General features: G+C 37.3%; 20 protein-coding genes. 12 read left to right on the forward strand and 8 right to left on the reverse strand.

The window, feature by feature from the left end; all coding sequences use genetic code 11:
• Positions 1 to 197 precede the first annotated feature (197 nt).
• The 6 genes from proS (at position 198) to GJU32_RS06555 (ending at position 8,009) form a co-directional block, all read left to right on the forward strand.
• Positions 198 to 1,634 (forward strand): proline--tRNA ligase, encoded by a 1,437-nt coding sequence (gene proS / locus GJU32_RS06530; protein WP_155591129.1) that lies wholly within the window; start codon positions 198 to 200, stop codon positions 1,632 to 1,634.
• Between the two features lie 318 nt (positions 1,635 to 1,952).
• Positions 1,953 to 2,639 (forward strand): Dph6-related ATP pyrophosphatase, encoded by a 687-nt coding sequence (locus GJU32_RS06535; protein WP_155591130.1) that lies wholly within the window; start codon positions 1,953 to 1,955, stop codon positions 2,637 to 2,639.
• 259 nt (positions 2,640 to 2,898) lie between these two features.
• On the forward strand, positions 2,899 to 3,225 hold the full coding sequence (locus GJU32_RS06540; RefSeq protein WP_196426617.1) for an ArsR/SmtB family transcription factor: 327 nt from the start codon (positions 2,899 to 2,901) through the stop codon (positions 3,223 to 3,225).
• Entirely contained in the window at positions 3,222 to 3,632 is a 411-nt protein-coding gene (locus GJU32_RS06545) for an SRPBCC family protein (RefSeq protein ID WP_155591131.1), read from the forward strand. Before GJU32_RS06540 ends, GJU32_RS06545 begins: the two co-directional genes overlap by 4 nt.
• Before the next feature lie 94 nt (positions 3,633 to 3,726).
• Positions 3,727 to 6,897, forward strand: a complete 3,171-nt coding sequence (locus GJU32_RS06550; protein WP_155591132.1) for an ATP-binding cassette domain-containing protein — start codon at positions 3,727 to 3,729, stop codon at positions 6,895 to 6,897.
• Positions 6,898 to 7,061: 164 nt separating this feature from the next.
• A complete protein-coding gene (locus GJU32_RS06555) occupies positions 7,062 to 8,009 on the forward strand; it encodes a nucleoside hydrolase (RefSeq protein WP_155591133.1) in 948 nt (315 codons plus the stop codon).
• Positions 8,010 to 8,017: 8 nt separating this feature from the next.
• Here GJU32_RS06555 and GJU32_RS06560 read toward each other — a convergent pair whose 3' ends face one another.
• From GJU32_RS06560 to GJU32_RS06570, 3 genes are read right to left on the reverse strand one after another with little or no spacing between them, the layout of a single operon-like run.
• Positions 8,018 to 9,142 (reverse strand): Ger(x)C family spore germination protein, encoded by a 1,125-nt coding sequence (locus tag GJU32_RS06560; RefSeq protein ID WP_155591134.1) that lies wholly within the window; start codon positions 9,140 to 9,142, stop codon positions 8,018 to 8,020.
• Positions 9,129 to 10,250, reverse strand: a complete 1,122-nt coding sequence (locus GJU32_RS06565; protein WP_155591135.1) for a GerAB/ArcD/ProY family transporter — start codon at positions 10,248 to 10,250, stop codon at positions 9,129 to 9,131. The genes GJU32_RS06560 and GJU32_RS06565 overlap by 14 nt, the downstream gene beginning before the upstream one ends.
• A 16-nt stretch (positions 10,251 to 10,266) precedes the next feature.
• Complete coding sequence (locus tag GJU32_RS06570) at positions 10,267 to 11,787, reverse strand: spore germination protein (protein WP_155591136.1); 1,521 nt, start codon at positions 11,785 to 11,787, stop codon at positions 10,267 to 10,269.
• A 487-nt stretch (positions 11,788 to 12,274) separates the two neighbouring features.
• On the opposite strand from GJU32_RS06570, the gene GJU32_RS06575 reads away from it, so the two are divergent.
• From GJU32_RS06575 to GJU32_RS06590, 4 genes are all read left to right on the forward strand, one after another.
• Positions 12,275 to 13,159 carry a GNAT family N-acetyltransferase gene (locus GJU32_RS06575; protein ID WP_155591137.1) on the forward strand — a complete coding sequence of 295 codons (885 nt, stop codon included), beginning with the start codon at positions 12,275 to 12,277 and terminating at the stop codon, positions 13,157 to 13,159.
• 274 nt (positions 13,160 to 13,433) lie between these two features.
• Entirely contained in the window at positions 13,434 to 13,976 is a 543-nt protein-coding gene (locus GJU32_RS06580; protein ID WP_155591138.1) for a glycoside hydrolase family 73 protein, read from the forward strand.
• 12 nt (positions 13,977 to 13,988) lie between these two features.
• Entirely contained in the window at positions 13,989 to 14,627 is a 639-nt protein-coding gene (locus GJU32_RS06585) for a response regulator transcription factor (protein WP_155591139.1), read from the forward strand.
• Positions 14,624 to 15,973, forward strand: a complete 1,350-nt coding sequence (locus GJU32_RS06590; RefSeq protein WP_155591140.1) for a sensor histidine kinase — start codon at positions 14,624 to 14,626, stop codon at positions 15,971 to 15,973. Before GJU32_RS06585 ends, GJU32_RS06590 begins: the two co-directional genes overlap by 4 nt.
• A gap of 55 nt (positions 15,974 to 16,028) precedes the next feature.
• Here the strand turns inward: GJU32_RS06590 and GJU32_RS06595 are convergent, their stop codons facing one another.
• Positions 16,029 to 17,264 (reverse strand): MFS transporter, encoded by a 1,236-nt coding sequence (locus GJU32_RS06595; protein ID WP_155591141.1) that lies wholly within the window; start codon positions 17,262 to 17,264, stop codon positions 16,029 to 16,031.
• A gap of 138 nt (positions 17,265 to 17,402) precedes the next feature.
• Here GJU32_RS06595 and GJU32_RS06600 point away from each other — a divergent pair, with 138 nt between their 5' ends.
• Entirely contained in the window at positions 17,403 to 17,960 is a 558-nt protein-coding gene (locus GJU32_RS06600) for an XRE family transcriptional regulator (RefSeq protein ID WP_230874963.1), read from the forward strand.
• 82 nt (positions 17,961 to 18,042) lie between these two features.
• Here the strand turns inward: GJU32_RS06600 and GJU32_RS06605 are convergent, their stop codons facing one another.
• The gene (locus tag GJU32_RS06605; RefSeq protein WP_155591142.1) at positions 18,043 to 18,657 is read right to left on the reverse strand and encodes a TetR/AcrR family transcriptional regulator; all 615 of its coding nucleotides are present in this window, start codon (positions 18,655 to 18,657) and stop codon (positions 18,043 to 18,045) included.
• Positions 18,658 to 18,809: 152 nt separating this feature from the next.
• On the opposite strand from GJU32_RS06605, the gene GJU32_RS06610 reads away from it, so the two are divergent.
• Positions 18,810 to 19,991 (forward strand): YhgE/Pip domain-containing protein, encoded by a 1,182-nt coding sequence (locus GJU32_RS06610; protein WP_155591143.1) that lies wholly within the window; start codon positions 18,810 to 18,812, stop codon positions 19,989 to 19,991.
• Positions 19,992 to 20,054: 63 nt separating this feature from the next.
• Here GJU32_RS06610 and qoxD read toward each other — a convergent pair whose 3' ends face one another.
• Genes qoxD through qoxB form a run of 3 tightly spaced genes read right to left on the reverse strand, consistent with a single transcriptional unit; the run spans position 20,055 to position 22,883 of the window.
• Complete coding sequence (gene qoxD, locus GJU32_RS06615) at positions 20,055 to 20,339, reverse strand: cytochrome aa3 quinol oxidase subunit IV (RefSeq protein ID WP_155591144.1); 285 nt, start codon at positions 20,337 to 20,339, stop codon at positions 20,055 to 20,057.
• Position 20,340: 1 nt separating this feature from the next.
• Entirely contained in the window at positions 20,341 to 20,937 is a 597-nt protein-coding gene (gene qoxC, locus GJU32_RS06620; RefSeq protein WP_155591145.1) for a cytochrome aa3 quinol oxidase subunit III, read from the reverse strand.
• Entirely contained in the window at positions 20,934 to 22,883 is a 1,950-nt protein-coding gene (gene qoxB / locus GJU32_RS06625) for a cytochrome aa3 quinol oxidase subunit I (RefSeq protein ID WP_155591146.1), read from the reverse strand. The genes qoxC and qoxB overlap by 4 nt, the downstream gene beginning before the upstream one ends.
• Positions 22,884 to 22,892: the final 9 nt, after the last annotated feature.

Here is a 22,892-nt window from a genome sequence, read left to right on the forward strand (position 1 = left end):
CCGCTTCTTTACTGAACACCTACCACGGAGATGTTATGCAAACATAACCGAGTCGTTTTCGTTACCAAACGTGAGAGGGTTTTAAGTTCTACTTAAAGCTAAATTCAAGGTGGTACCACGTCTATCCAGTACAAAGACGTCCTTATTTTAAGGACAGCTTTGTGCTTTTTTATTTTAAAGTAAATGGAGGAATGCACATGTCAAAACAACTAGAAGATTTTTCGAAATGGTATATTGAGACCATCCAAAAAGCAGATTTAATGGATTATACACCGGTTCGTGGCTGTATTGCTTTTAAACCAGATGGCTATGAAATTTGGGAACATATTCAGGAGGAAATGGATCGTCGCTTTAAAGAAACAGGACATCGTAATGCTTATTTCCCAATGCTTATTCCTGAATCTTTCTTCCAAAAGGAAAAGGATCATATTGAGGGGTTCTCACCTGAGCTCCCTTGGGTGACAGAGGCAGCTGGGGAACAATTAGAAGAGCGCTTGGCACTTCGACCAACCTCGGAAACGATGATTGGTCATCTTTATTCAAATTGGATTAAAAGTTACCGTGATCTACCCGTTCTTATTAATCAATGGGCGAATGTCTTCCGCTGGGAAAAGAAAACTCTTCCTTTCATTCGTACATCTGAATTTCTGTGGCAGGAGGGGCATACGGCTCATGTAGATGAAGAAGATGCTCGTAAAGAAACGATGCAAATGTTAGCCATTTATAAAGAAGTAGTGGAACAAGTGCTAGCAATTCCTGTCTACGACGGGCAAAAAACACCTTCTGAGCGTTTTGCAGGTGCTGTCGATACGTATTCGATTGAGGCAATGATGAAAAACGGCAAGGCCGTGCAAGCAGGAACTTCACATTATTTAGGTACAAAATTTGCGGAAGCCTTTAGCATCAAGTATTTAAATAAAGAGAACAAACATGAATATGTACACACGACATCTTGGGGTACTTCTACTCGTTTAATTGGTTCGGTTATTATGGTGCATGGTGATGAGCAGGGTCTTGTTTTACCGCCACGTATTGCGCCAACTCAAGTGGTTTTAATCCCAGTTGGTCCATGGAAAAAGAACCCTCAAATTATGGAGCATCTAGATGAAATTTTTGCAGCATTAAAAGCGAAAGGAATTCGTGTCCGTCTTGACGATTCTGACCAATCACCTGGCTTTAAGTTTAATGAATGGGAGCTAAAAGGTGTACCAGTTCGCATTGAGTTAGGACCTCGTGATCTCGACAACAATCAGGCTCTACTGAAAGCCCGCGATGAAGAAGAGAAACGAACAATCGACTTATCTGCTATCGTCACAGCCGTTGAAGAAGAACTAACAACGATGCAAAAGCGTTTACTTGAAAAAGCTCGTCAGTTCCGCGAAGCAAACGCACATACGACGATTGACACACTTCCTCAATTACAACAACACATTGAAACAGCCAAAGAAAACGGCGTTATCCCTGGATGGGTACTTGCTGGATGGTGTGGGGAAGATACATGCGAGGAAAACGTGAAGGAAGAGACAAAATACACTTCTCGTAATATTCCATTCAATCCACCAATAACGAAAACGACTTGTATAGGCTGTGGCAACGAAGCAAAACATACAGTTTGGTTTGCACAAGCCTATTAATAACTTTTATTACACCCATCTATTCTTATGCAATAGATGGGTGGTTTTTGAATTGGCAAGGATTTATATATGTATAAAATGTAACACGTATTTTTCCAGCTACGAATAAACTTCCTAGATGGCCAGTCGAATCCTTTTTGAGATTAAACGTTATTACAGCATGATATTTGCGTTTTGAGGACCTCCATGATTTACTTGAGTATTTTCACGACCAAGCATTATCGTGTAAGATATTCATAGATGAAAACTATAGCACGCTAATATAGATATCGAAAGCTCTCTGATAGACTATTGCAGAATTGTAAAGGGGAAAAGGAAATGACAGATACAACAGGTTGGAAAAATAATGCGCAAGATCGTAAATTTATAGCTTCATTTAGTGGTGGTAAGGATAGTGTTTTAGCTTTATATAAAGCATCACAGGTAGGACAAGCGATTGGTCTGATTGTGATGCTAGAGGAAGAAGGGAAACGTTCTCGATCCCACGGCATGCCACCCGAGCTTATCCAGGCACAGGCTGATTCGATTGGGCTGCCTGTCTTTACAGCTGCAGCAAGCTGGACAGACTACGAAAATGTATTTATGCACCTTTTAGAAGAGGCAAAACAGCTAGGGGCAGAAGTATTAGTGACAGGTGACTTAGATATGCCTGCTCATGGCTGCTGGCATGATAAAGTCACAAAAAACGCTGGCTTACAGCTAGGTATGCCATTATGGGAAATGAACCATCGTGAGGCTGTTGATGAATTTATTAACTTAGGATTTGTCACGATATTGGTTACAGTTAACTTATCATTAGGCATGACTGAAGAAGATTTAGGACGTGTGCTTACCCCTGAGTATGTGAAGGAACTCGAATCCCGTAACATTGACCCTTGTGGTGAAGGTGGGGAATTCCATACAACCGTCATTGATGGACCCCTTTTCCAGCAGCCAATTGCTGTGCGCAAATGTTCGATTATTAGAGATGGGGACTATGCATTTTTACCTTTGGAACTAGATTAAATCAATCAAATGAAACAATAATCTTTGTTAATATACATGGGATTATTGTTTTTTTCGTTCTAAATTTCTCTCAATAAATCCCTATTCATTCAGCTATCACTTGAGGTGTATAAATACGATCATTTTTAAACCCCTATCTTAATGACGTTTTTCTGTATAGAACGATTACCTTTTTGTCCAAAATAATAATTGACTAGACACTTATTGGTGTCCTATAATTAAGACACCAATAAGTGTCCTATTAGAAAGGGTGGTGGTTTTGAGTAACAATCATCAAGAGCGTGACGTTTATGTAGCCATTGCTGACCCAACAAGACGACAATTGATTCGTTTATTGGCAGAGGTAGATGAGTTACCACTTCACGAATTAACCGCTCATTTTGAAATGGGCCGTACCGCTGTATCCAAACATTTAGCAATTCTAAAAGATGCTGGACTTGTTATTGCTCGAAAGGAAGGTAGGGAAACGAGATATCGGCTAAATGCTGCTCCCTTGAAAGAAATACAAGATTGGATATCGTTTTATGAAGGCTTTTGGAAAGAAAGAATGAACAAACTACATCTTTTATTGGAGGAGAAAAAATGAAACCAGATGTATCATTAGATTTTAAATTTACAAGTTCGATCGAGCAAGTATGGCATGCTTTAACAGATTCAGATATGCTTGCAAAATGGATATGGAACAATGATTTCCAACCAATCGTTGGTCATAAATTTCAATTCCGTGCTGAACCAAACGAATGGTGGGACGGCATTGTAGACTGTGAGGTGCTTGAAGTGGAAGAGCCTCATAAATTATCTTACACTTGGGCAAGTGCTGGTGAAACGACAACCGTAACTTGGACATTAACACAAGGGTCAGATGGCACGACTCAGCTTCATCTTGATCAAGGTGGCTTTAGCGAAGAAACAAAAGCGCGTCAAGGTGCAATCGAAGGGGCAAAATATGCTTGGACGAATATGAGTACACAGCTTGAAAAAGTATTAGCCTAGTCCAAATCAAATGGTAACCATAGAGCGCAATTCCGTAACAAGAATTGTGTTCTTTCATTTTCAGTCAACTCTTTTAAAATGGAAGGATAACAAAATGAAAATCACTCAACTAATTGCTAACAATATCAACCGTTTAGATGTCGACTTACCAGAAGATCAATCGCTAGGAATTGCAGGTTTATCTGGATCAGGGAAAACTACATTTTGCCAAACGATTGGGGAAGAATCCAAAAAACGTCTTGTTTCTTTATTACCGAAGGCTGAATATCAATATTTATTTCCAGCTATCATGGAAACGAACTTCAGCGCCATCCAGATGGAGGATATGCCCCTCGTTCTTTTTCTAGGGAAATCATCTATTTCTAGCAATCCGCGTTCAACAATCGGTACACATACGGGTGTTTTCAAAGAAATTCGTGATCGAATGGCGGATGAATTTCATCTGTCGCCCGAGGTTTTTTCCTTTAACAATGCATTAGGCTGGTGCCCTGCGTGTAAAGGACGTGGCACGACGAAAAATATAGAATGTAAAAAATGTCAGGGCAAACGCTATAGTTCAGAAGTGGAGCAACATACTATCACGTTATGGGATGAACCCCACAGTATCTCTGATATACACAATTTAAGCATTGAAACGATTTATTCTTTATCAAAAGAATTAAATATAAGTGAAGAGAAGCAGCATATTCTTCAAAATATTATCCAAATGAATATTGGCTATTTAACATTAAATCGCATAATGGGGACATTGTCAGGTGGGGAATTAACAAGACTTTACTTAGCTGAATTTATGGCTACAAGCGAAAATACGGTGATTATTGTCGATGAAATCTCTGTTGGTCTTGACCATAACACTTTATTAAAAATTTTAGAGCAAATACAACAACTAGGCTCTAAAAACCAAATTTGGCTTATTGATCATTCAGATACCGTACTAGATACAGCAGACAAGCATCTATTCTTCGGACCAGGTAGTGGAAAATACGGTGGGAAAATCGTGGAAGAGTCTCCTCGACTACAACCTATCTATTGGGAACGAAATCAGGCAATGCCAACAACCTATTATCAATTCCAAGATTTACATTGTCGTAATATACTAATGGACGAAATCAAAATTCCGCAAAATCGACTAGTAACCTTTACAGGGGAGTCTGGTTGTGGGAAGTCAACACTTGTAAATGAGTGTATCGCTAAAGATTTTGTTAAACGCTATCCAAAAGATAAACTAGTGATGGTTGGGCAAGACCGCAACCAATCGATTACTAGTCGTTCTACTGTTGCGACATTCCTCGATATTAAAAAGAAATTGACAAAATATAGTGAGGACATTGATGATATTTTCCAACGCTCCATTGAAGATATTATTGATGAACTACCGAATGAAGATATTGCCCATAAACGTTTAAGCTTGCTTATTAAACTTGGACTTGGCTATTTGACGTTAGAAAGGAAAACACAATCTCTGTCTACTGGTGAATTCCAATGTGTGCATTTAGTATCAGAGTTGTTTGCGAACGTTCGAAATCCACATACGCTATTTATTTTTGATGAGCCTTCTAAAGGATTGTCTCAAAACATATTAAACCAGTTTATTGATAGTGTCAGGGACATTCTTAAAGATGAATCAATCTCCATCGTTATGATTGAGCATAATGCTTATATGCTAGAAAGCTCTGATTTTATTGTGGATTTTGGTAAAAGACAGCAGGAGCCAGTGACACATCTTGATGTGGTCAGTCATGAAGATTATTTTAATGAGTCTAATCAAACAAAACACGAGGTTCCATTACAAATCGCGTCAACGCTCGAATCAAGAAACGGCATTCAATATTTAGAAGATCATCATATTAGTTATTTTAAAAATGCAGAAAATGTCTATAAAGGTGGCATCTTAAAAAGTCTATCCTCCATGGCTCGTCTCATTTACGGTGAGTATGAATCCAATAAGATTGCTCCTGTCATTGCCATAGACTTGGAGAGACATTTATATAGTCAGTATAGTTTTTTGTATGAAATGGGTGGTCTGATCAATCATATTGTCGCTGCACATCCAACGAATAAGGATACAAGAAGCTTCGACTTCTATAGCCAAGATAATCATTGTCCAAGCTGTTCGGGTCGATTAGAAATTGAAAAATTTGATTTTGATCTTGTGGTGCAAAACAAAAACGTGCCATTTTGGGATGGATTATTGCATCCAGACGTGATGGATGTCTTAAAATACTATCAACATTCAAAACTGGAGTTCCTCTTCGGAGAAATTAAAAATGAACTTGGTCAAGATATTAGTAAAAGCTACAATGACATGACCGAAGAAGAAAAACATACATTTTTATATGGTTATTGGGATAAATCATTTTATGATAAGGCAACGAAATCCTCGAAGAAATGGGAAGGCTTTAATTTTATCATTGGCCGTTATATCGTGATTTCGAAATCCATTATTAAAGAACAAATGAAAGAGACAAGAGAGATGATGCCTTGTCCAATTTGTCATGGCACTGTACTCAACCACCAGAAGAAATTACGATTTGGGGATACGGACATTCGTGAATTGATCCATCAACCACTGGATGAAGTCATCAAAACAGTTGGAAACTTACCACAACTAGAAAAAATCAAAGTGATCGTTGGAGGCGACATGTCGCTTCTACAAGATGTCTCCTTACTACCTAGAGAAACACAAGTAGCATTGAAGATGCTGGAATTAGAACTAGCTAGCTTTGTCGGTTATGAAATCGTCCTACAAAACGTTTTACCATTCTGGGATAAAATTAAACACAATATTAAAGCAATCAGTCTCAAAAACAAAGTAACCATTTGCGATTTTGCCAATATTTATGTGACACGAGAAACAATCATTGATCAATATTTTACAAATGGCAAATATAAAAAACTAACGTATGTGTATGAGGCATTTGGCTACAAAAAAATCGTAACGCAAATCAATAAGGTAAAAGCCAGTCATTCCTGTCCATTCTGTAAAGGCAAAAAAGTTCTTTCTGAGGATGGGCTCCATGATGGTGTTCATAAACTAACCGTACCGTGTGTTAGCTGTGGTGCGAGTGGCCTTAACGAGGAGGGGCTTGAGCAAATCGTTGATGGCATTGATGTGAAAACATGGCTAACTGGAAACGTAAGTGATGTGGTAACAGAAGGCTCCCATCTTGAGGCAGTCGCAAATATTCCTATTTTCAATCGCCTTCGTGAATTGAATAAACAGGAAATGATGGCAGTTTATCAATTCCTTGAGCATAATAACTAAATCTATCATGACAGAAAACCCATTTGCGATGTGCAAATGGGTTTATTTCGTTAGCCTAGAATCACACACTATTTTTTCCGAAAAAATGAACAATCAGTGTCGTCTTTGCCATATTAATCGTACTATAAGGTTAACTGGATTGGCAGTAAAAGGGAGGATATTTAGTGGTAAAAAAAGTGCTGTTATTCGGGGATATTGGCATTGATGATACTGTTGCGTTAATCTATGCAAGGCTAAATCAAGAAATAGAAATTGTGGGATTAATCGCAGACTACGGTAATGTATCACGAGAAGATGCGGTGTCTAATATTTATTATGTCATGAAATTGTTTGACTTTCCTCAAGAGATTCCTGTTATTTTAGGGGCAGAAATACCTTTAACTGGAGAACAGCCTACTTACTATCCAGAAATTCATGGGGAAAGAGGGCTTGGACCCATTATTCCGAAAGAGGATCACGAATTAAAAATTGAAAACTTTTTGGAAATCGTCAAGATTATTGAAAAATATAAAGATGATGAACTGGTCATCGTTAATATTGGACGACTTACCTCGCTTGCAACGATGTTTATTCTCTACAAAGAGCTCATGAAAAATGTGAAGGAATTTTATATTATGGGTGGAGCATTTTGGATTCCTGGCAATGTCACAACTGTGGCAGAAGCGAATTTCCATGGAGATCCTTTTGCAGTCAACATTGTGCTCATGTACGCAACGAATGTGACAATCATTCCATTGAATGCAACCCAAAAGGCTATAGTTACACCTGGGATGGTTGATTATATTGATTCCTTTGGGAAAACAAAAATTCTCAAACCATTAATGGAATACTATACTCGATTTTATAAAGGACGGGACCCCTCACTCCTAGGAAGCCCCGTTCATGATGCGTTAACCCTTATGGCCACGATTTATTCTGACATGTTCATCTATGAATCCTATCCTGTAACCGTAGTCGATAAATTAGAGGGTCCTGCAAGGGGGCAAAGTATTGCCGAAACACGACCCTTTGAAAGTTTAAACAATGGACAAAAAACGCATCGGATTGCCTTTGATATTCATTATGATGATTTCTTTCATAATTTTTTATCTATTATGACAGGCAGTAAATGACATGAATTTCATTCAAAAACGCCATCCCGTAAAATAACAAAATCAACATTCACATTTACTTTCATGTTCTTATACATCTCATGCCATTTATCTTTTGTCAGCTTAGAATGTCTTACAGTGCTTCTGTATTTCTCACCAAAGCCAAAAATATCCGACTCTACTTCTTGACTATGCGCAATAACTCTAGATATTTCTTTTGTCAAATTTTTTTCAATCGCTTTTTCAAGTCCTGCGACACTTTTCGGATCACCTTGATTTATATCAGGAAATACCTCTAATACTCTTGATTTTATTTTGATGTTTAAGTCAAACTCTGGTGTAGCAATATCCACTAGTTCCATTTCTCTATTCGAGTGGATTGCATCAAAGGCTACTGTTATTTTGTTCGCGGGTTTTTGAAGAAATTTAGAAGGAATATCTTCTTTTTCCAATACGGTTTCATACAATCCGACTTTAAACGTATCTCTGACAATTTTTACGTAAAAACTATCTTTTGCTGGAAGTGTACTGACCATTTTGCCGCCTTTAAATAGCGCTACGCCACTTAACTCAACAAGCTCGTCATCTCTTTTGATAATAGGCATGGCCAAATCTTTACCAATAGAATAATAATCATGTGCAATTTGATGAAGTGTGGCAGAAATCATATATTCTTGTTTCACATTTTGTTCAATTAGCCTAAAAATATGTTGTCCAATATCCTCAATATTTTGATACTCGTATTTCAGTAATGGTGCTGCTTTTCCTTCCACCACAGCCATGTATATACCATTGCTAACACTTGCGTTTTCTAAGTTTGTATCAATATAATAACGAAGATTATCTTTTGCCACGTCTTCACCAAACAAGATTACCCTCATTTGACCAACCATGATTTTTTTCGAAAGCTTGCGATTTGCGTCCATTCGATTTCCTTTACTTGTATCATTTTCCGTTGTCAGAACTTCCACATTGCTTTGGAATTCAGGATTCACCTCACGAATCACAGCCGTCGTAGCTATTTTTTCTTCTGCTCCTATATCGTAGCCGACTAAAGTAGTTAACCCTACTTTATCTAAAATATTTGTCTGGGCACATCCATATAAAAAAACAAAAGAGAGAAGAACTATACTTTTTCCTCTAAGCTTGTTCATTATTTTTCACCTTCTTTGCTGTGAAGTTCTTTTTTAGTTGGGCAATGAGCCATAGCAAAATCGGATAGACAAAGACAACGTAAAATGCTACTTGTCCAAATACTGTGTTAATGGTATTAATCTGAGTCCTAGTTTGAATAAGTATTGTTCCGATGAAAGCAAAGAATGAGAATAGCCATACAAATGTTGTGCCACTTATGTTAACTAAACGAATTGCCCCACGATAAGCAGCCCATAAATAAAAACATAAATTCGGTAAAATGATTAACATCCAAAAACAAACTGCTACGAATTCAAAGCGCTCCATAAAAGGGAAGCTAATAAAACTAAACAATGTCAATGTTGCCCAAATTGTTTTTAGTAGCTTGCCCTCACTGTAATAGGTAATCGACACCATCATGACAGATAGATAGATAAAAGTAGTAGCTAATAAAGCTAAATGAACAGGTTTTCTAACATTTTTCTTGTCTTTTACAAAGGGGTAAATAATGTTTAATATTTCAAAGCCAATAATGGTAAAAGTCATAGAATGAGCACCTTTTAAAATCGAGCGAAAGTCGTTTTCTAAAATAGGAAGCAGACTTGCTGCAGTTGAATACTTCATAGGGAAAGCTAGCATAGGAAATATCCATAATGAGAGTATAATACTAAAAAACGATACACCCACAATTACTCGAAGCCCACCAGTAAAGGCATAGATAATAATGATTAGTAATGTAGCAGATAGAAACCATGTCCCGATACTTGGGAAAATCCATGCCTGTATAACTTCAATATAATTTCGTAAAACAGAAAAGAAAGCGACAAAGCAGTATAAGATATACATAGCATTCAAAAAATTGCCAATCCATTTTCCAAAAATATTAATTTGGATTCCATATAGATCATTGGAGCCATAAATCTCTAATGTTTTAATCATACAAAATGTGACAATATGTGTCGCAATGCCAGCCAATAGAACTGAAATCCAAGCATCGTGTCGTGCATCCTGATAAATAATGCGCTGGAATCCCTGTATACCAACCCCAATTTGAGCCCCATGTACAACAAAAAAAAGTAAGTATGCATTGATCATCTCTTTCGGGCTAAGTTGTATAGGCTTTGCCATTTATTTCACCTTCAGTTCAACTTTTTTCCGGTTTTACAGGCTCAGGTTCGAATTTATTATTATCTTCTGGTCTAGTTAAAGCAGGTCTCTTCGCTGTTAATGGGATAGGCATTCTAATAATACTGTCTCGCATTTCCTTCAATCTTGGTGGATAGAAAGGAGACAGATACGGGGCACCCAGACTTGACTGACGTAAAAGATGAATAAGAATAAAACAAAAAGCCAGCATGATGCCATAAAAACCCCAAAATCCTGCAAGTATAATAATGGGAAATCGAATGAGACGAATTACATTGCCCATCATATAACTTGGTGAAGTGAATGAAGCGAGAGCACTTAAAGCAATGATAATAAGTAATATATTACTTGTAATACCTGCCTGTACGGCTGCAGTACCTATTACGATACCTCCAACGATACCGATCGTTTGTCCAATTTTAGTTGGCAATCTAGCTCCCGCTTCTCTCAGCAATTCAATAATAAATTCAAGGAGCAATGCCTCAAAGATGGGAGGAAAAGGTACCAAAGCCCTGGATTCACTTAATGGCACTAGAAAGGCTTGTGGAATTACTTCATAGTGAAAGGTAAGCGCTGCAACGTAAAATGGTGTTAAATAAACGGATAAAAAGAAGGCAGTAAGTCGTAATAAACGAACAAATGTGGCAATTTGCCATCTTAGGTTTTGATCTTCCTGACTTTGGAAAAACTCAGTAAATGATTGGGGACAAACGATGGCCATCGAACTACCATCCACAATAACACCCACTTTGCCATCTAAAATGGCATCACAAAATCTGTCTGGTCTTTCCGTCAGCAGCATTTGCGGGAAGACTGATAATGAATTATCATCAATCATTTCAGCTAAAACCGCACTATCAAGCAACTCATCAATAGTAAGATCTGTGATGCGTTGGCGCAAAGTATTGACCATCTGATCATTGGCGATTCCATGCATATATAAAAGGGAGACAGAAGTATTTGTCCGACTGCCAATTTTTAATTTTTCATTACAAAGATCAGGATTCACTATGTAGCGACGGATTAAGGAAATATTCGTAGAAAGGCTCTCGTTAAATCCAACCTGAGTACCAATAACTTGTGATTCATTTTCAGGAGCTGACAAAGCTCTAGATTCTCTGCTAGCGATATTGGCTACGATAGCCTGTGGGTAACCATCTACGTGAATAACAACAGAGCCATTGACCATCGTATCTATTGTTTCCTTTAGTAGACTAGATATATTAACTTCAGAAATAGAAAGTGCCACCTTAAGGGATTCCGGTGTTTCATATAAATTGTTCTGTAAATTGGCGATAATATCATTATTTAAACTTTGATCGTCGACTAATTTATCAATATAAATTAGCGCTATATTCGGTGGAAGAGTTTTAATAATTAAATCAGCTGGATTATTCGTAGCATTTTTAATGGACTGAATAAAATGATCAGTTTCATGAGCAACCCTCACGAGATTTTCTTTAGGTGCCTCTTTAATTGGTGCTGATTGTTTCTTATTGAAAGGTAGTTTAAATTTCATTTGAATTCTAGGCTCCCTTCATTGTTAACTTCGTTTATAGAATGGACGTTCGAAGGGTATTCTATACTTCTTTCATTTATTTTCATCAGACATGGCCAATGTTCAATCTAATAAAAGTAGACAATATTTAGAAAAAAGTGGTATTATAATAGTATTCTTAAAAACAGAAGGGAGATTAGACGTTTATGCTAAAACTTATTATCGCAAATTAAATTCCAATGAATTTAATAGAAGGGCTATTCTATAATTTTTTGTGAATTATAGGGTTTATTTAGTAATGTCCTTTTGCGATAACGAAGAGAAGCATTATAATGTCTAATCCATATAAGCAGATGTAATGGTAGCCACTTTTTGGTGGTTAGCTTTATTTTCTGTAGATATCGAAGGACTTTATGAGTTTATTCTCATAAGGTCTTTTTCTGTTTTTAGGAGGTGATCATTCCCACAACAATCTAAAATTGAAACATAAAAATCGGAGGGAATAGACGTGGAAAAATATGAATTAATTAGTGATTATCGTCATGATGAAAAATGGAAGGATAGCTTTAATGATTTAGCGATGAAAACATTCGGTTTAGATTTTCGAGGCTGGTACAATAAAGGTTATTGGAATGACCGATATATCCCTTTTTCATTTGTTAAGGAAGGAAAAGTGATTGCAAATGCCTCAATTAATAAAATGTCTTTACTGATAAATGGTCAACGTTTGAACGGGATTCAGATTGGTACAGTTATGACCGATGAAAAGTATCGCCATCAGGGGTTGGCTAAACAGTTGATGCAGCATATTCTTAAGGAATACGAAGATGCCTGTGATTTCATGTATCTTTTTGCCAATGATACCGTATTAGATTTTTATCCGAAATTTGGCTTTACACGTATTCATGAAACTGAGTTTTGCTTAGATCTAACGAAAAAGCCCATCCGACCAAAGAAGGATGCCGCCGTACAGCAGCTGACAATTGAACAGGATCTTGCCCTCCTTGAAAACTATGCGAAAAATCGTCATATCCAATCAAGTATTGTAGACGTTGAACTGAACGAAAGTTTATTAATGTTTTATTTCACTCTAGTTTTCCACAATGCCATTTTCTATCTAGAAGACTTAGAAACGATTGTGTTAATGGAGGAAGAAGAAGGGATTTTAACTATTTTCGATATCATCTCATTACAAGCAGTCAATATAGATGCTGTGTTAGCATGCATTGTGAAGGATACAACAAATAAAGTAGTATTTTATTTCACACCGAGCTTTACAATCGAAGGTATGACAGCAACCATCACACCCAATGATGACGATGCCTTATTTGTTCTATCGAAAAAGCCATTACTGCAGGGGGAGTTTATGTTTCCTTTAACTTCTCATTGTTAAGGGAAGAAGGATTGATTACTTCGATTACTAGCGTTCGCTTTACTTTGAGGATATTTGCGTGACTTCCGCGGGTATTCTACCTTCGTTCGCGGGTATTCACTTAGCATTCGTTTCTTTACTTAATAAGAATGTTTGTAGATTCGTAATAGGAGAATAGCCTGTACCTCAAAAAGGTGCGGGCTATTTTTTCGTAACTTATGATGTTTTGTCAAATTGCTGTAACATTGCTGTTTTACGATACAATCATAAGTTCAATTGAAATGAGGGTAACACAATGAAACGAATAATAATAATGCTACTTGCCGTTATTGTAGGCTTGTACATGGTAAAACTATTTGGACAGAAAGATAACGACGAAATGCAATTTATCGATGACATTGCACCAATTGCTGTTGCGATTAGCCAGCAAAATGGTGAGATATTGCCAAGTGTGACGATTGCACAGGCCATTCTAGAATCCAATTTCGGCAAAAGTGAGTTAGCCATCAACGGAAATAACCTGTTCGGTATAAAGGGCAGGTATCAGGGGGATTCCATCAAAATGCCCACGCTAGAATATAAAAACAATAAAAGCTATACAATCGAGGCTGAATTTCGAGCCTATCCTGATTGGAAGAGTGCATTAATGGATCATCATCAGCTATTATTAGAGGGGACAAGTTGGAATGCACAACAATATAAAGAGGTACTGACAGCAACTAATTATCAAGAGGCTGCCTATGCCTTGAAAAAAAATAATTACTCGACAGACCCTTTATATCCCGAAAAATTAATTGCAATTATCGAGCAATATAATCTGGGAAAATATGATAAGTAGGAGTTCCGTACAATGAATATACTCATCGCAGAGGATGAATTAGATATGTTAAAAATTTTGCAAAGCTATTTTCAAAGGGAAGGATTCACCGTCTTTACCGCCATCAATGGTGAGGAAGCACTCGCTATTTTTTATCAAGAAAAAATTGATTTGGCCATTTTGGATTGGATGATGCCGAAAATAGACGGAATAACTGTTTGTCGTGAGATGAAAAAAACACAAAAAATCAAAGTGTTAATGCTTACAGCAAGAGATACAGGTGAGGACGAATTTCAAGCGCTATCAGAAGGAGCCGACGATTATGTTAATAAACCATTTTATCCAAAGTCACTCATCATGAGAGTGAAAAAATTGCTACAAATCGATTCTGTGCAGCAATTAAGTGATGTGTCATTCGATGTCACCAGCAAACGTGTTTGGCAGGCAGGGAGAGAAATAGAGTTAACCAAAACGGAATTCGAGCTGTTACGCGTTTTTAGCCAAAATAGAAGACAAATCTTGACGAGAGATCAGCTTTTGGATTTAGTGTGGGGACAGGACTATATCGGAGACCCACGAACTGTTGACACACATATTCGACGATTGCGAGAAAAAATAGGAGAGGACATCATCCAAACACATCGTGGAATTGGATATAGTACAAGCGAATGAAACAAAAAATTGGGACAAAATTAACCATTTATATCACACTAGTTGTCATTCTCACTTTTTCCATCTCTCTTATCGTAAGCCAGTTTTTTCTACCTAAATATTACCTTTATCAGCTGAATAAAAAAGTATCACATGCGTTTGATACTTATCAAACGTTAGAGGATATAAGCTTGGTTGAGCGTCAATTTGATGTCACAATCATTAAAGTACCTCTTGAAGGTTCCATCAATGACCTCAATGAAAATTTAAAACTACAGCTAGCGAGAGACCATATCGCACTCAATAAATTTTGGGTTTCTGATGAAGTACTACAAGATATAGCTGAAGATAAAATAGTAGGGAAACTATATGATCAAGGAAAACAAAAGTCTAGTTTTATTGTGCATTATGCAAAAGAAGGAAACCAGCTCATTATGATAGGGGCATCGATGGCACATTTTACGGATATTGCTTACTTTATTAATCGCTTTAATTTAGTCTTTCTGATTGTGAGTATCTTAGTAATTATCATTGTCACAGCCCTATTGTCTCGCAAGTTAACCAATCCACTAAATGAGCTGCAACAAGTGGCGAAAGAAATTGGCAATCTGAACTTTCAACAAGCGAGCATTCAAACAGGTGATGAAATGGAGCAATTGGCGAAAAGTATTAATAAAATGAGTCAAGCACTAGAATCAGCCCAACAACTATTAACACAACGAAATCTGGATTTAAAACAATTTATGATAGGTTTAACACATGAGCTGAAAACGCCACTTGCCTTAATCAAAGTATACGCAAGTGGAGTAGAGGACGGTATGGATGATGGCACTTACTTAACGGTTATTCATAAGCAAATTGATCGAATGGATAAAATCATCTCGGACATGCTTTATTTTGCTAAAACGGAAGAGAACGATTCGAAAACAATCAGCTTTGATCTTATTCTGCTAGTAAAAGAAATCATTCATAGCTACCAGCCTATACAAGGTGACAAACAAATTTATCTTCAATCAGAGGTATGTGAATTTATGCTAAACACTGAGCAGGAGAAAGTCCATTTTATTATTGAAAATTTAATCAGTAATGCCACAAAATATACCTCAGGCAATGAAATACTCATATCCTTAAATCAACATGGCGTGATGGAAATTAGTAACGATACCACGCTTCTAGATATCACTAAAATATGGCAGCCATTTTATGTAGGAGAAAGCTCTCGAGACAAGCACTTTTCTGGAACCGGGCTTGGACTCGCCACAGTGAAAAGTCTTGCAGAACAATTGGGATACACAGCTGAATCCACATTAATTGATGGGAAAATCACGTTTATCATCCATTTTTTAAAGGATAAAGCCTTACTCTAACCAGCAGAGTAAGGCTTTTAGCTATGATGAGTACAGTTTGTTTCTCGATGCCAGACTATCTATTAGAATCAATGACAGATGAGACTCCCTCGGAAAGTATGCGAATAGTTGGATCAGTTTTTGATCTCACTTTAAACGTAAGCAGCATTAGGACAATCAAAATAAATAATAACGCGAAAAGGGCAAAGTCAAATGTGTTTGTTACATCTTTTATGACTCCCACAAGCATTGGAATAATGCCACTTATAATATATCCACCAAATTGAATCATGGCTGTCCATTCGCTAGCATCTTTAGGCGTAGCTGTTGCATCTAAAGGGAGAATCATTGCCAATGGGAATAAGCCACCAGCACCAATCCCCATCAATGTTGCACAAAAAATGGGTGAGATCCCTCCAATTATTAATAAGAGGATACCTATAAAAGAGCTTAGTGAACATAGGAGCATCCAAGGTTTTCTCTTTACACTATTATTAATTAAGATGGGAATAATAAAGCTACAAATCATTTGCATAACAGAAAACATGGTTACCGTTGTTGCAGCATAAGCATCACTATATCCGATGTCCTGCACTTTTGGAGCTAGCCATGTCGCTAGTGAATAATAGACACCCGATTGCAGACCAAACATCACCATAAGAAGCCAAACATATCGATTTCCCCAAGGTAAACGGCTTTTTTGGCTGACCGATTTCTCTACAGCTTCTTGTGTTTGATGTGATTTTTTGATAATAGGAAGCCAAACGATAATACCCACTAGTGCAAATAAAGACCAAATCGCTAAAGCTACGTTCCAAGATTGATGAAATGCATGCATAACAGGTACGACTAAGCCAGCACTTAATGACGCCCCAATACCCATGCCAGCTGAATAAACACCAATCATAGAGGATGAGGCTTTAGGAAAGTGTTTTTTTATATAACCCGAAATCAGCGGTCCAGTAATGGCAATACCTATCCCACTAAGGATAGCTGTTAGTAATAAAAGTGATGGAAAAGTCGCTACTAAACGCAATGCTGTTGATACACCAATTAGTAATACGGATAACGCAATCGTCAACTCGAGACCCCATCGTTCACTTAACTTCCCAGCCAATGGAGCAAAGAGCCCCATACAAAAAACGGGTAGAGCCGTTAATAAACTGACTACAACACTCGATATCTCCAAATCCATCTGAATATTTTTCAGAACGGGCGAGATAGAAGTAATCGAAGCTCGTAGATTCATCGATAGGATGAATAAAGAAAAAACGCTCCAAATTATCGATAGATTTTTTGATTTTGCAATCATTGAAAGCACCTCTTTGTATAAATATGAATGATTATTTGATATACTATAGTTAACTTTTCAACTTTAAAAATAAACTATAATTAATCGACTTGTATACTATAATATACTTATTTTACAAAGTCAATGGAGAGGTGCGACATGATGAAAGAGGAAAATATCGACTTATCTGGTCAAGTTGGGGTTAATCTAAGAGAAATTAGAAAAAACAAGAGGATGAGTCTTGAGGAGTTAGCGAATGTCAGTAATGTCAGTAAATTGACGTTAGGAAAAATTGAAAGAGGGGAAACAAATCCAACCGTCAATATCCTTTGGAAAATATGTAGAGGACTCAATATTCCGCTCGTCTCTTTATTATCTTTTGAAGAAAATATAGAAGTTCACCGTTTTGGCTCAGACTACCAATTTGCAGGACATAATAACAATTGGTTTGTCGAACCACTCTTTAAAACTCATGGAACGGAATGGTATAGAGGCTGTCTAGAACCTAATAGTGAATACAGTGAGTGTCACTTAGCAGGGTCAGAAGAAATGGTCCTTGTGTTAAATGGTCAATTGGAGATGAAGGTCGGAGAGAAAAACCATCAGTTAAACCAATGGGATGTCATTAAATTTAAAGGTGAAGAACTTCACACGTACATCAATCGCTCTAATGAAAAAGTACATTTGATGCTGTCGTTAACCTATACAACACCGTAAATTTAAGTTTGTCCCACAACTAGAACAAGGTAGAAATAACACACTATTTCTGCCTTGTTCATGAAACAAACAATTCTTTACCTTATTTTTTTAAGCCAGCAGCAAAAAATGGACCATTTAGTGTAATGGTTGATAGTATCCGTGCCATTTCTTGTGGCGTTTCTTTACCATCACAAAGTAGCCATTGCTGAACAACCCCGATGTGAGCCGAAGCAATATAAGAGGCTAGATATTCTCTAGGTACAAGTAAATTTTCCTGTTTTAGTGGGGTCTCTGTACTTTCAAATAATGTTCTCCACATAAAATTCTTTAATTTCGTCTGGAATGATAAATCTCCGTTTGTACCTAATACCGCTTTCATAAACCGCCTATTTTGATCTAATAATGTAAAGATTAACACAGCAATTTCCACTTTTGGATTGTTTGTATGATTTGTATTAAGATCATCGATTAATTTTTGTATATTTTCCTTTGCAATTGTTGATATTTCTAGCATTATTTCTTCTTGATAGCTATTCATTAAATCGAACTTATCTTGATAATGTGCGTAAAAAGTTCCTCGGTTGATTTTGGCTTTTGTCGTAATATCCTTGACAGTAATAGATTCAAAGCCTTTTTCCTCAATCAAATCAAGTAATGCTTCTTTAATACTTTCTACAGTTCGAATCACACGGAGATCTGTATAATTTTCTTTCATTTAAACCCTCCTAAATTTTATCCAACACAAGTAATAAATCTGTTTGATAAACGACACTTTCTACATTTTTGATTATTGAACGGCTCTATCCTCAAAATTATAATAAACAACAGGTTGTTCAATATTATAGCTTAAAAGGAGAGGTACATGAAATGTTTAAGAATAAACTTGCATGGTCTGCGCCAATTCTAGCATTTGTCGTTATTTTCATTTTTTCACTAACTTTATTTCCATCGGTGCAACCAAAACCGAAAAATTTACCGATAGCCATTGTAAATGAGGATCAAGGAGTGGAATTGCCTCATCAACAAGTTGTTAATATGGGGGAAAATATAGTGGAAATGATACAAACCACATCTAAATCAACAAAACAGGAAGATCCTGCTGTGAAATGGGTAGTAGTAAAAAGTACGGAAGAAATGCAAAGGGGGCTCAATAATCAAAAATACTATGCTGCATTCGTCATACCAAAAGATTTCAGTGTCAAACAAGCCTCTTTACGAACGCCAAAACCTTCTGCACCAGAGGTTCAACTGTATATTAATCAAGGAATGAACATGGCGGCTTCAACGATGGCAGGTCAAATACTAAATGGTGTAGTTGAGACGATGAACAATAATGTGCGTACCCAGCTAATAGCAGAATTAGAGGCACAAAAGGCAACATTAACAGTTGCACAGGCGGCTAATTTAGTTACACCGATTTCAAAAACAGTCACGAATGTCAATGAAGTAGGGGAAAACAGTGCTAACGGAAATGCGCCTGTGTCTCTATTCCAACCACTATGGATGGCGTGTATGGCAGCTGCCGCGATTGTCTTTATGTCGACAAACAAATTAGCAGGTCATTCTCGTAAAGAAAATTTTATGGTAAAGCTTAGTCAAATCTTAATTGGGGTGGTTGTAGCTCTTACTGTGGGGTTCGGCCTCACTTGGATAGTAGGTGGACTGGTAGGAATCCATATTCCAGTATTCGTGGATACAGCCTTATTTTTATCCATTACCGCTTTTTGCTTCTTTTTATTAATAGTAGCCGTTCTTTCTTGGTTCGGCATAAAAGGCATAGCTATTTTTGCGCTCCTGTTATTCTTCGGAGGACCACTGCTAGCCCTAGCTCCTGAAATGATACCATCTTTTTATCAGAATTGGGTATATTCCTGGATGCCAATGAGATTTATGGTTGAAGGCCTACGAGAACTCTTTTACTTTGGGAAAGGGCTATTCTGGAGTTCGTCTGTGTCTGTACTTATCTGGATGGGAATTATCAGCATTGTCTTGATTCTACTATCAACCTTTAAAATGAAACGTGAAAATACTGGTGAAGAAAGTCAGTAATTGTTTTCATACAAAAATCGTCCTTACTATGCAGTAAAGGACGATTTTTTTCATATTTAATTTCTAGATATAACCCCAAATCATGCATAATAATGTCCCAAAAATGGTCACCAGAGCTATGATTAACGCATAATAGATGTTTGTATAAATCGCGGGCTTATCATTTGTTTCACCTGCGTGCATAAAGACAACTAATTGTAGGCCAGCTTGAATAAATGCTGTGACCAATAAAATCGTCATAGTAATTGGGAAAGATAGATCAAAGAAATATACACAAGCTGCAATAATTGTCAGGATAATCGACAGGGCAAATCCCATCACTTGTTTTAGTGGGAATAAATCACTCATGTTATACCATTCCTTTCAAGTAAATGAAACTGAAAATAAAGATCCAGACCACATCTAAAAAGTGCCAGTATAATGAGAAGATGAACGATTTATTGGCTGTTTCAGGTGTCAATCCACGTTGTTTTAGCTGATAGACAATAAACATCCCCCAGAACACACCGAATGTGACGTGTGCACCATGTGTCCCTAATGTTGTCAAAAGAGCAGCCGTAAATGCACTTGTCTGCAATCCTGCACCAACATGTATATAATGCATAAACTCATACACTTCAAAGCCAAGGAATGCTACACCGAGTAGTAACGTCAAAACATAGAACGTTATCATTGCTTTCGTGTAGCCCTTACGCATAGCGTGTACACCTAAGCCAATGGTAAAGCTACTTGTTAAGAGAATAAACGTTTCAAATAACACAGGTGTCATTTCAAAAATGTCCGCTCCTGTAGGACCATTTCCTGTCCGATCTACTAATACAAAGTAGCCTGCAAACAACGTCCCAAAGAGCATGATTTCAGCACCGATAAAAACCCAGAAACCTAATATATTCAATTGATTTTGCTGTGTACTATATTCTAAAGGAAGCGATTGATCGATTTTCATGATTGAACACCTCGCAATTTCTTCTCCGTTGCTTTCACTTCATCTACAGAGACATAATGCCCTGGATCTTTTTCTAACGAACGGTGAGCCATGCAAATAAAAATACCGATGGTTGTGAGAATGGTTGGAATCCACATACCGAAAACAAATGAGAAGCCCCATGCAAAGAAAATACAGCCCAATATGAAAGGTACACCACTATTATTTGGCATATGAATTTTTTCATATTGCTCTGGGAATAGATCATGCTGATGATATTTAGCATCCCATAAAGCATCTGTTGAAATCACGTGTGGTACTTTAGCAAAATTGTAATAAGGCACAGGGCTTGGCGTTGCCCATTCTAATGTACGTGCGTCCCAAGGATCGGAACCAATGTTTCTTGGTGAGTAGCGAATACTGTAGTAGATGTTGTAAGCGATTAAAATAAAGCCAATTGCAAGGCCCATTGCTCCTACGAAAGACATCATATTCCACATACCAAAACCTGTGGATGCTGAGTAAGTGTACATGCGACGTGCTTGTCCATCTAAGCCAGAGAAGAACATTGGCATAAAGGCTAGGAGTGTGCTGATGGCAATAATCCAAGCCGTCCATTTACCGATTTTTTCATTCAACATAAAGCCAAACATTTTTGGCCAATAGTAATGTAAGCCTGCTAACATTGCAAAGACAACACCTGGAATAATCACCATATGGAAATGGGCAACCAAGAACATTGTGTTATGGTATTGATAATCAGCTGCTGACATGCCAAGCATCACGCCTGTTACGCCACCTATCGTAAAAGTGGGTATAAATAACATGGAGTAAAGCATTGGCGTTGTAAACACAATTTTTCCTTTCCACAGGGTGAATAGCCAGTTAAAAATCTTGACCCCAGTTGGCACGGCAATGGCCATCGTTGTAATGGAGAAAATACTGTTCGTTAAAGCACCTTGTCCCATCGTAAAGAAGTGATGTGTCCATACTAAAAATGATAGGAAGGAGATAATCACCATGGAGCCAACCATTGATTTATACCCATAGAGATTTCGTCCTGAGAAAGTAGAAATAATCTCACTGTAAATACCAAACGCTGGTAAAATTAAGATATAAACCTCAGGATGTCCCCAAACCCAGAAGAAATTGGCCCAAAGCATATCCATACCACCATTGGAAGTTGTGAAAAAATTAGTAGCAAATAGACGGTCAAAAGTTCCCATCGTTAGTGCTACAGTTAACACAGGAAATGCGAAAACAATAATCACATTTGCGACGAATGAAGACCACGTAAACATTGGCATTTTCATTAATGTCATACCTGGGGCTCTCATTTTAAGAATTGTCACAATCATATTAATCCCAGTAATTAACGTGCCAAGACCTGAAATCTGTAAGGCAAACAAATAATAGTTCGTTCCTACTGATTGACTAAATTCGTTATTAGCAAGTGGGAAATAGTTTGTCCACCCAGCATCAGGAGAGCCTCCTATAACAAAGGAAATATTCAGTAGCATTGCGCCCATGAAAAATAACCAAAAGCTTAAAGCATTTAAACGTGGGAATGCAACGTCTCTTGCGCCAATTTGTAAAGGCACAATATAGTTCATAAAGGCCATAATAAATGGCATGGCCATAAAAATAATCATAACCGTTCCATGTGTCGTAAATATTTCATTATAATGCTGTGCATCCAGTAATGTATTGTCAGGTACAGCCATTTGTGCACGCATCATAATCGCATCCGCCCCTCCTCTGAAAAGCATTAGGATGGCAGAAATTAAGTACATAATACCGATTCGTTTATGATCAACCGTCGTTAACCATTCACGCCAAAGGTAGCCCCATTTTTTAAAATAGGTTAATCCTACAATAATCGCTATCACTGTAAGACCAATAGCGACCATTGATGCATAAATGGCTGGGCTAGGATGGGGGATAGCAAATCGTTCAAAGTAATCCATATGACTAGA

This window comes from Lysinibacillus cavernae (assembly GCF_009724685.1).
GTDB classification, from domain to species: domain Bacteria; phylum Bacillota; class Bacilli; order Bacillales_A; family Planococcaceae; genus Lysinibacillus; species Lysinibacillus cavernae.

Bases quoted from the DNA above. Each gene is read 5' to 3' on its own strand.
- GJU32_RS06550 (WP_155591132.1), top strand. From the start codon at position 3,727: ATGAAAATCACTCAACTAATTGCTAACAATATCAACCGTTTAGATGTC.
- GJU32_RS06545 (WP_155591131.1), top strand. From the start codon at position 3,222: ATGAAACCAGATGTATCATTAGATTTTAAATTTACAAGTTCGATCGAG.
- GJU32_RS06570 (WP_155591136.1), bottom strand. From the start codon at position 11,787: ATGAAATTTAAACTACCTTTCAATAAGAAACAATCAGCACCAATTAAA.
- proS (WP_155591129.1), top strand. From the start codon at position 198: ATGTCAAAACAACTAGAAGATTTTTCGAAATGGTATATTGAGACCATC.
- qoxB (WP_155591146.1), bottom strand. From the start codon at position 22,883: ATGGATTACTTTGAACGATTTGCTATCCCCCATCCTAGCCCAGCCATT.
- GJU32_RS06560 (WP_155591134.1), bottom strand. From the start codon at position 9,142: ATGAACAAGCTTAGAGGAAAAAGTATAGTTCTTCTCTCTTTTGTTTTT.
- GJU32_RS06535 (WP_155591130.1), top strand. From the start codon at position 1,953: ATGACAGATACAACAGGTTGGAAAAATAATGCGCAAGATCGTAAATTT.
- GJU32_RS06580 (WP_155591138.1), top strand. From the start codon at position 13,434: ATGAAACGAATAATAATAATGCTACTTGCCGTTATTGTAGGCTTGTAC.
- GJU32_RS06565 (WP_155591135.1), bottom strand. From the start codon at position 10,250: ATGGCAAAGCCTATACAACTTAGCCCGAAAGAGATGATCAATGCATAC.
- GJU32_RS06600 (WP_230874963.1), top strand. From the start codon at position 17,403: ATGATGAAAGAGGAAAATATCGACTTATCTGGTCAAGTTGGGGTTAAT.
- GJU32_RS06595 (WP_155591141.1), bottom strand. From the start codon at position 17,264: ATGATTGCAAAATCAAAAAATCTATCGATAATTTGGAGCGTTTTTTCT.
- GJU32_RS06605 (WP_155591142.1), bottom strand. From the start codon at position 18,657: ATGAAAGAAAATTATACAGATCTCCGTGTGATTCGAACTGTAGAAAGT.
- qoxC (WP_155591145.1), bottom strand. From the start codon at position 20,937: ATGAAAATCGATCAATCGCTTCCTTTAGAATATAGTACACAGCAAAAT.
- GJU32_RS06590 (WP_155591140.1), top strand. From the start codon at position 14,624: ATGAAACAAAAAATTGGGACAAAATTAACCATTTATATCACACTAGTT.
- qoxD (WP_155591144.1), bottom strand. From the start codon at position 20,339: ATGAGTGATTTATTCCCACTAAAACAAGTGATGGGATTTGCCCTGTCG.
- GJU32_RS06585 (WP_155591139.1), top strand. From the start codon at position 13,989: ATGAATATACTCATCGCAGAGGATGAATTAGATATGTTAAAAATTTTG.
- GJU32_RS06610 (WP_155591143.1), top strand. From the start codon at position 18,810: ATGTTTAAGAATAAACTTGCATGGTCTGCGCCAATTCTAGCATTTGTC.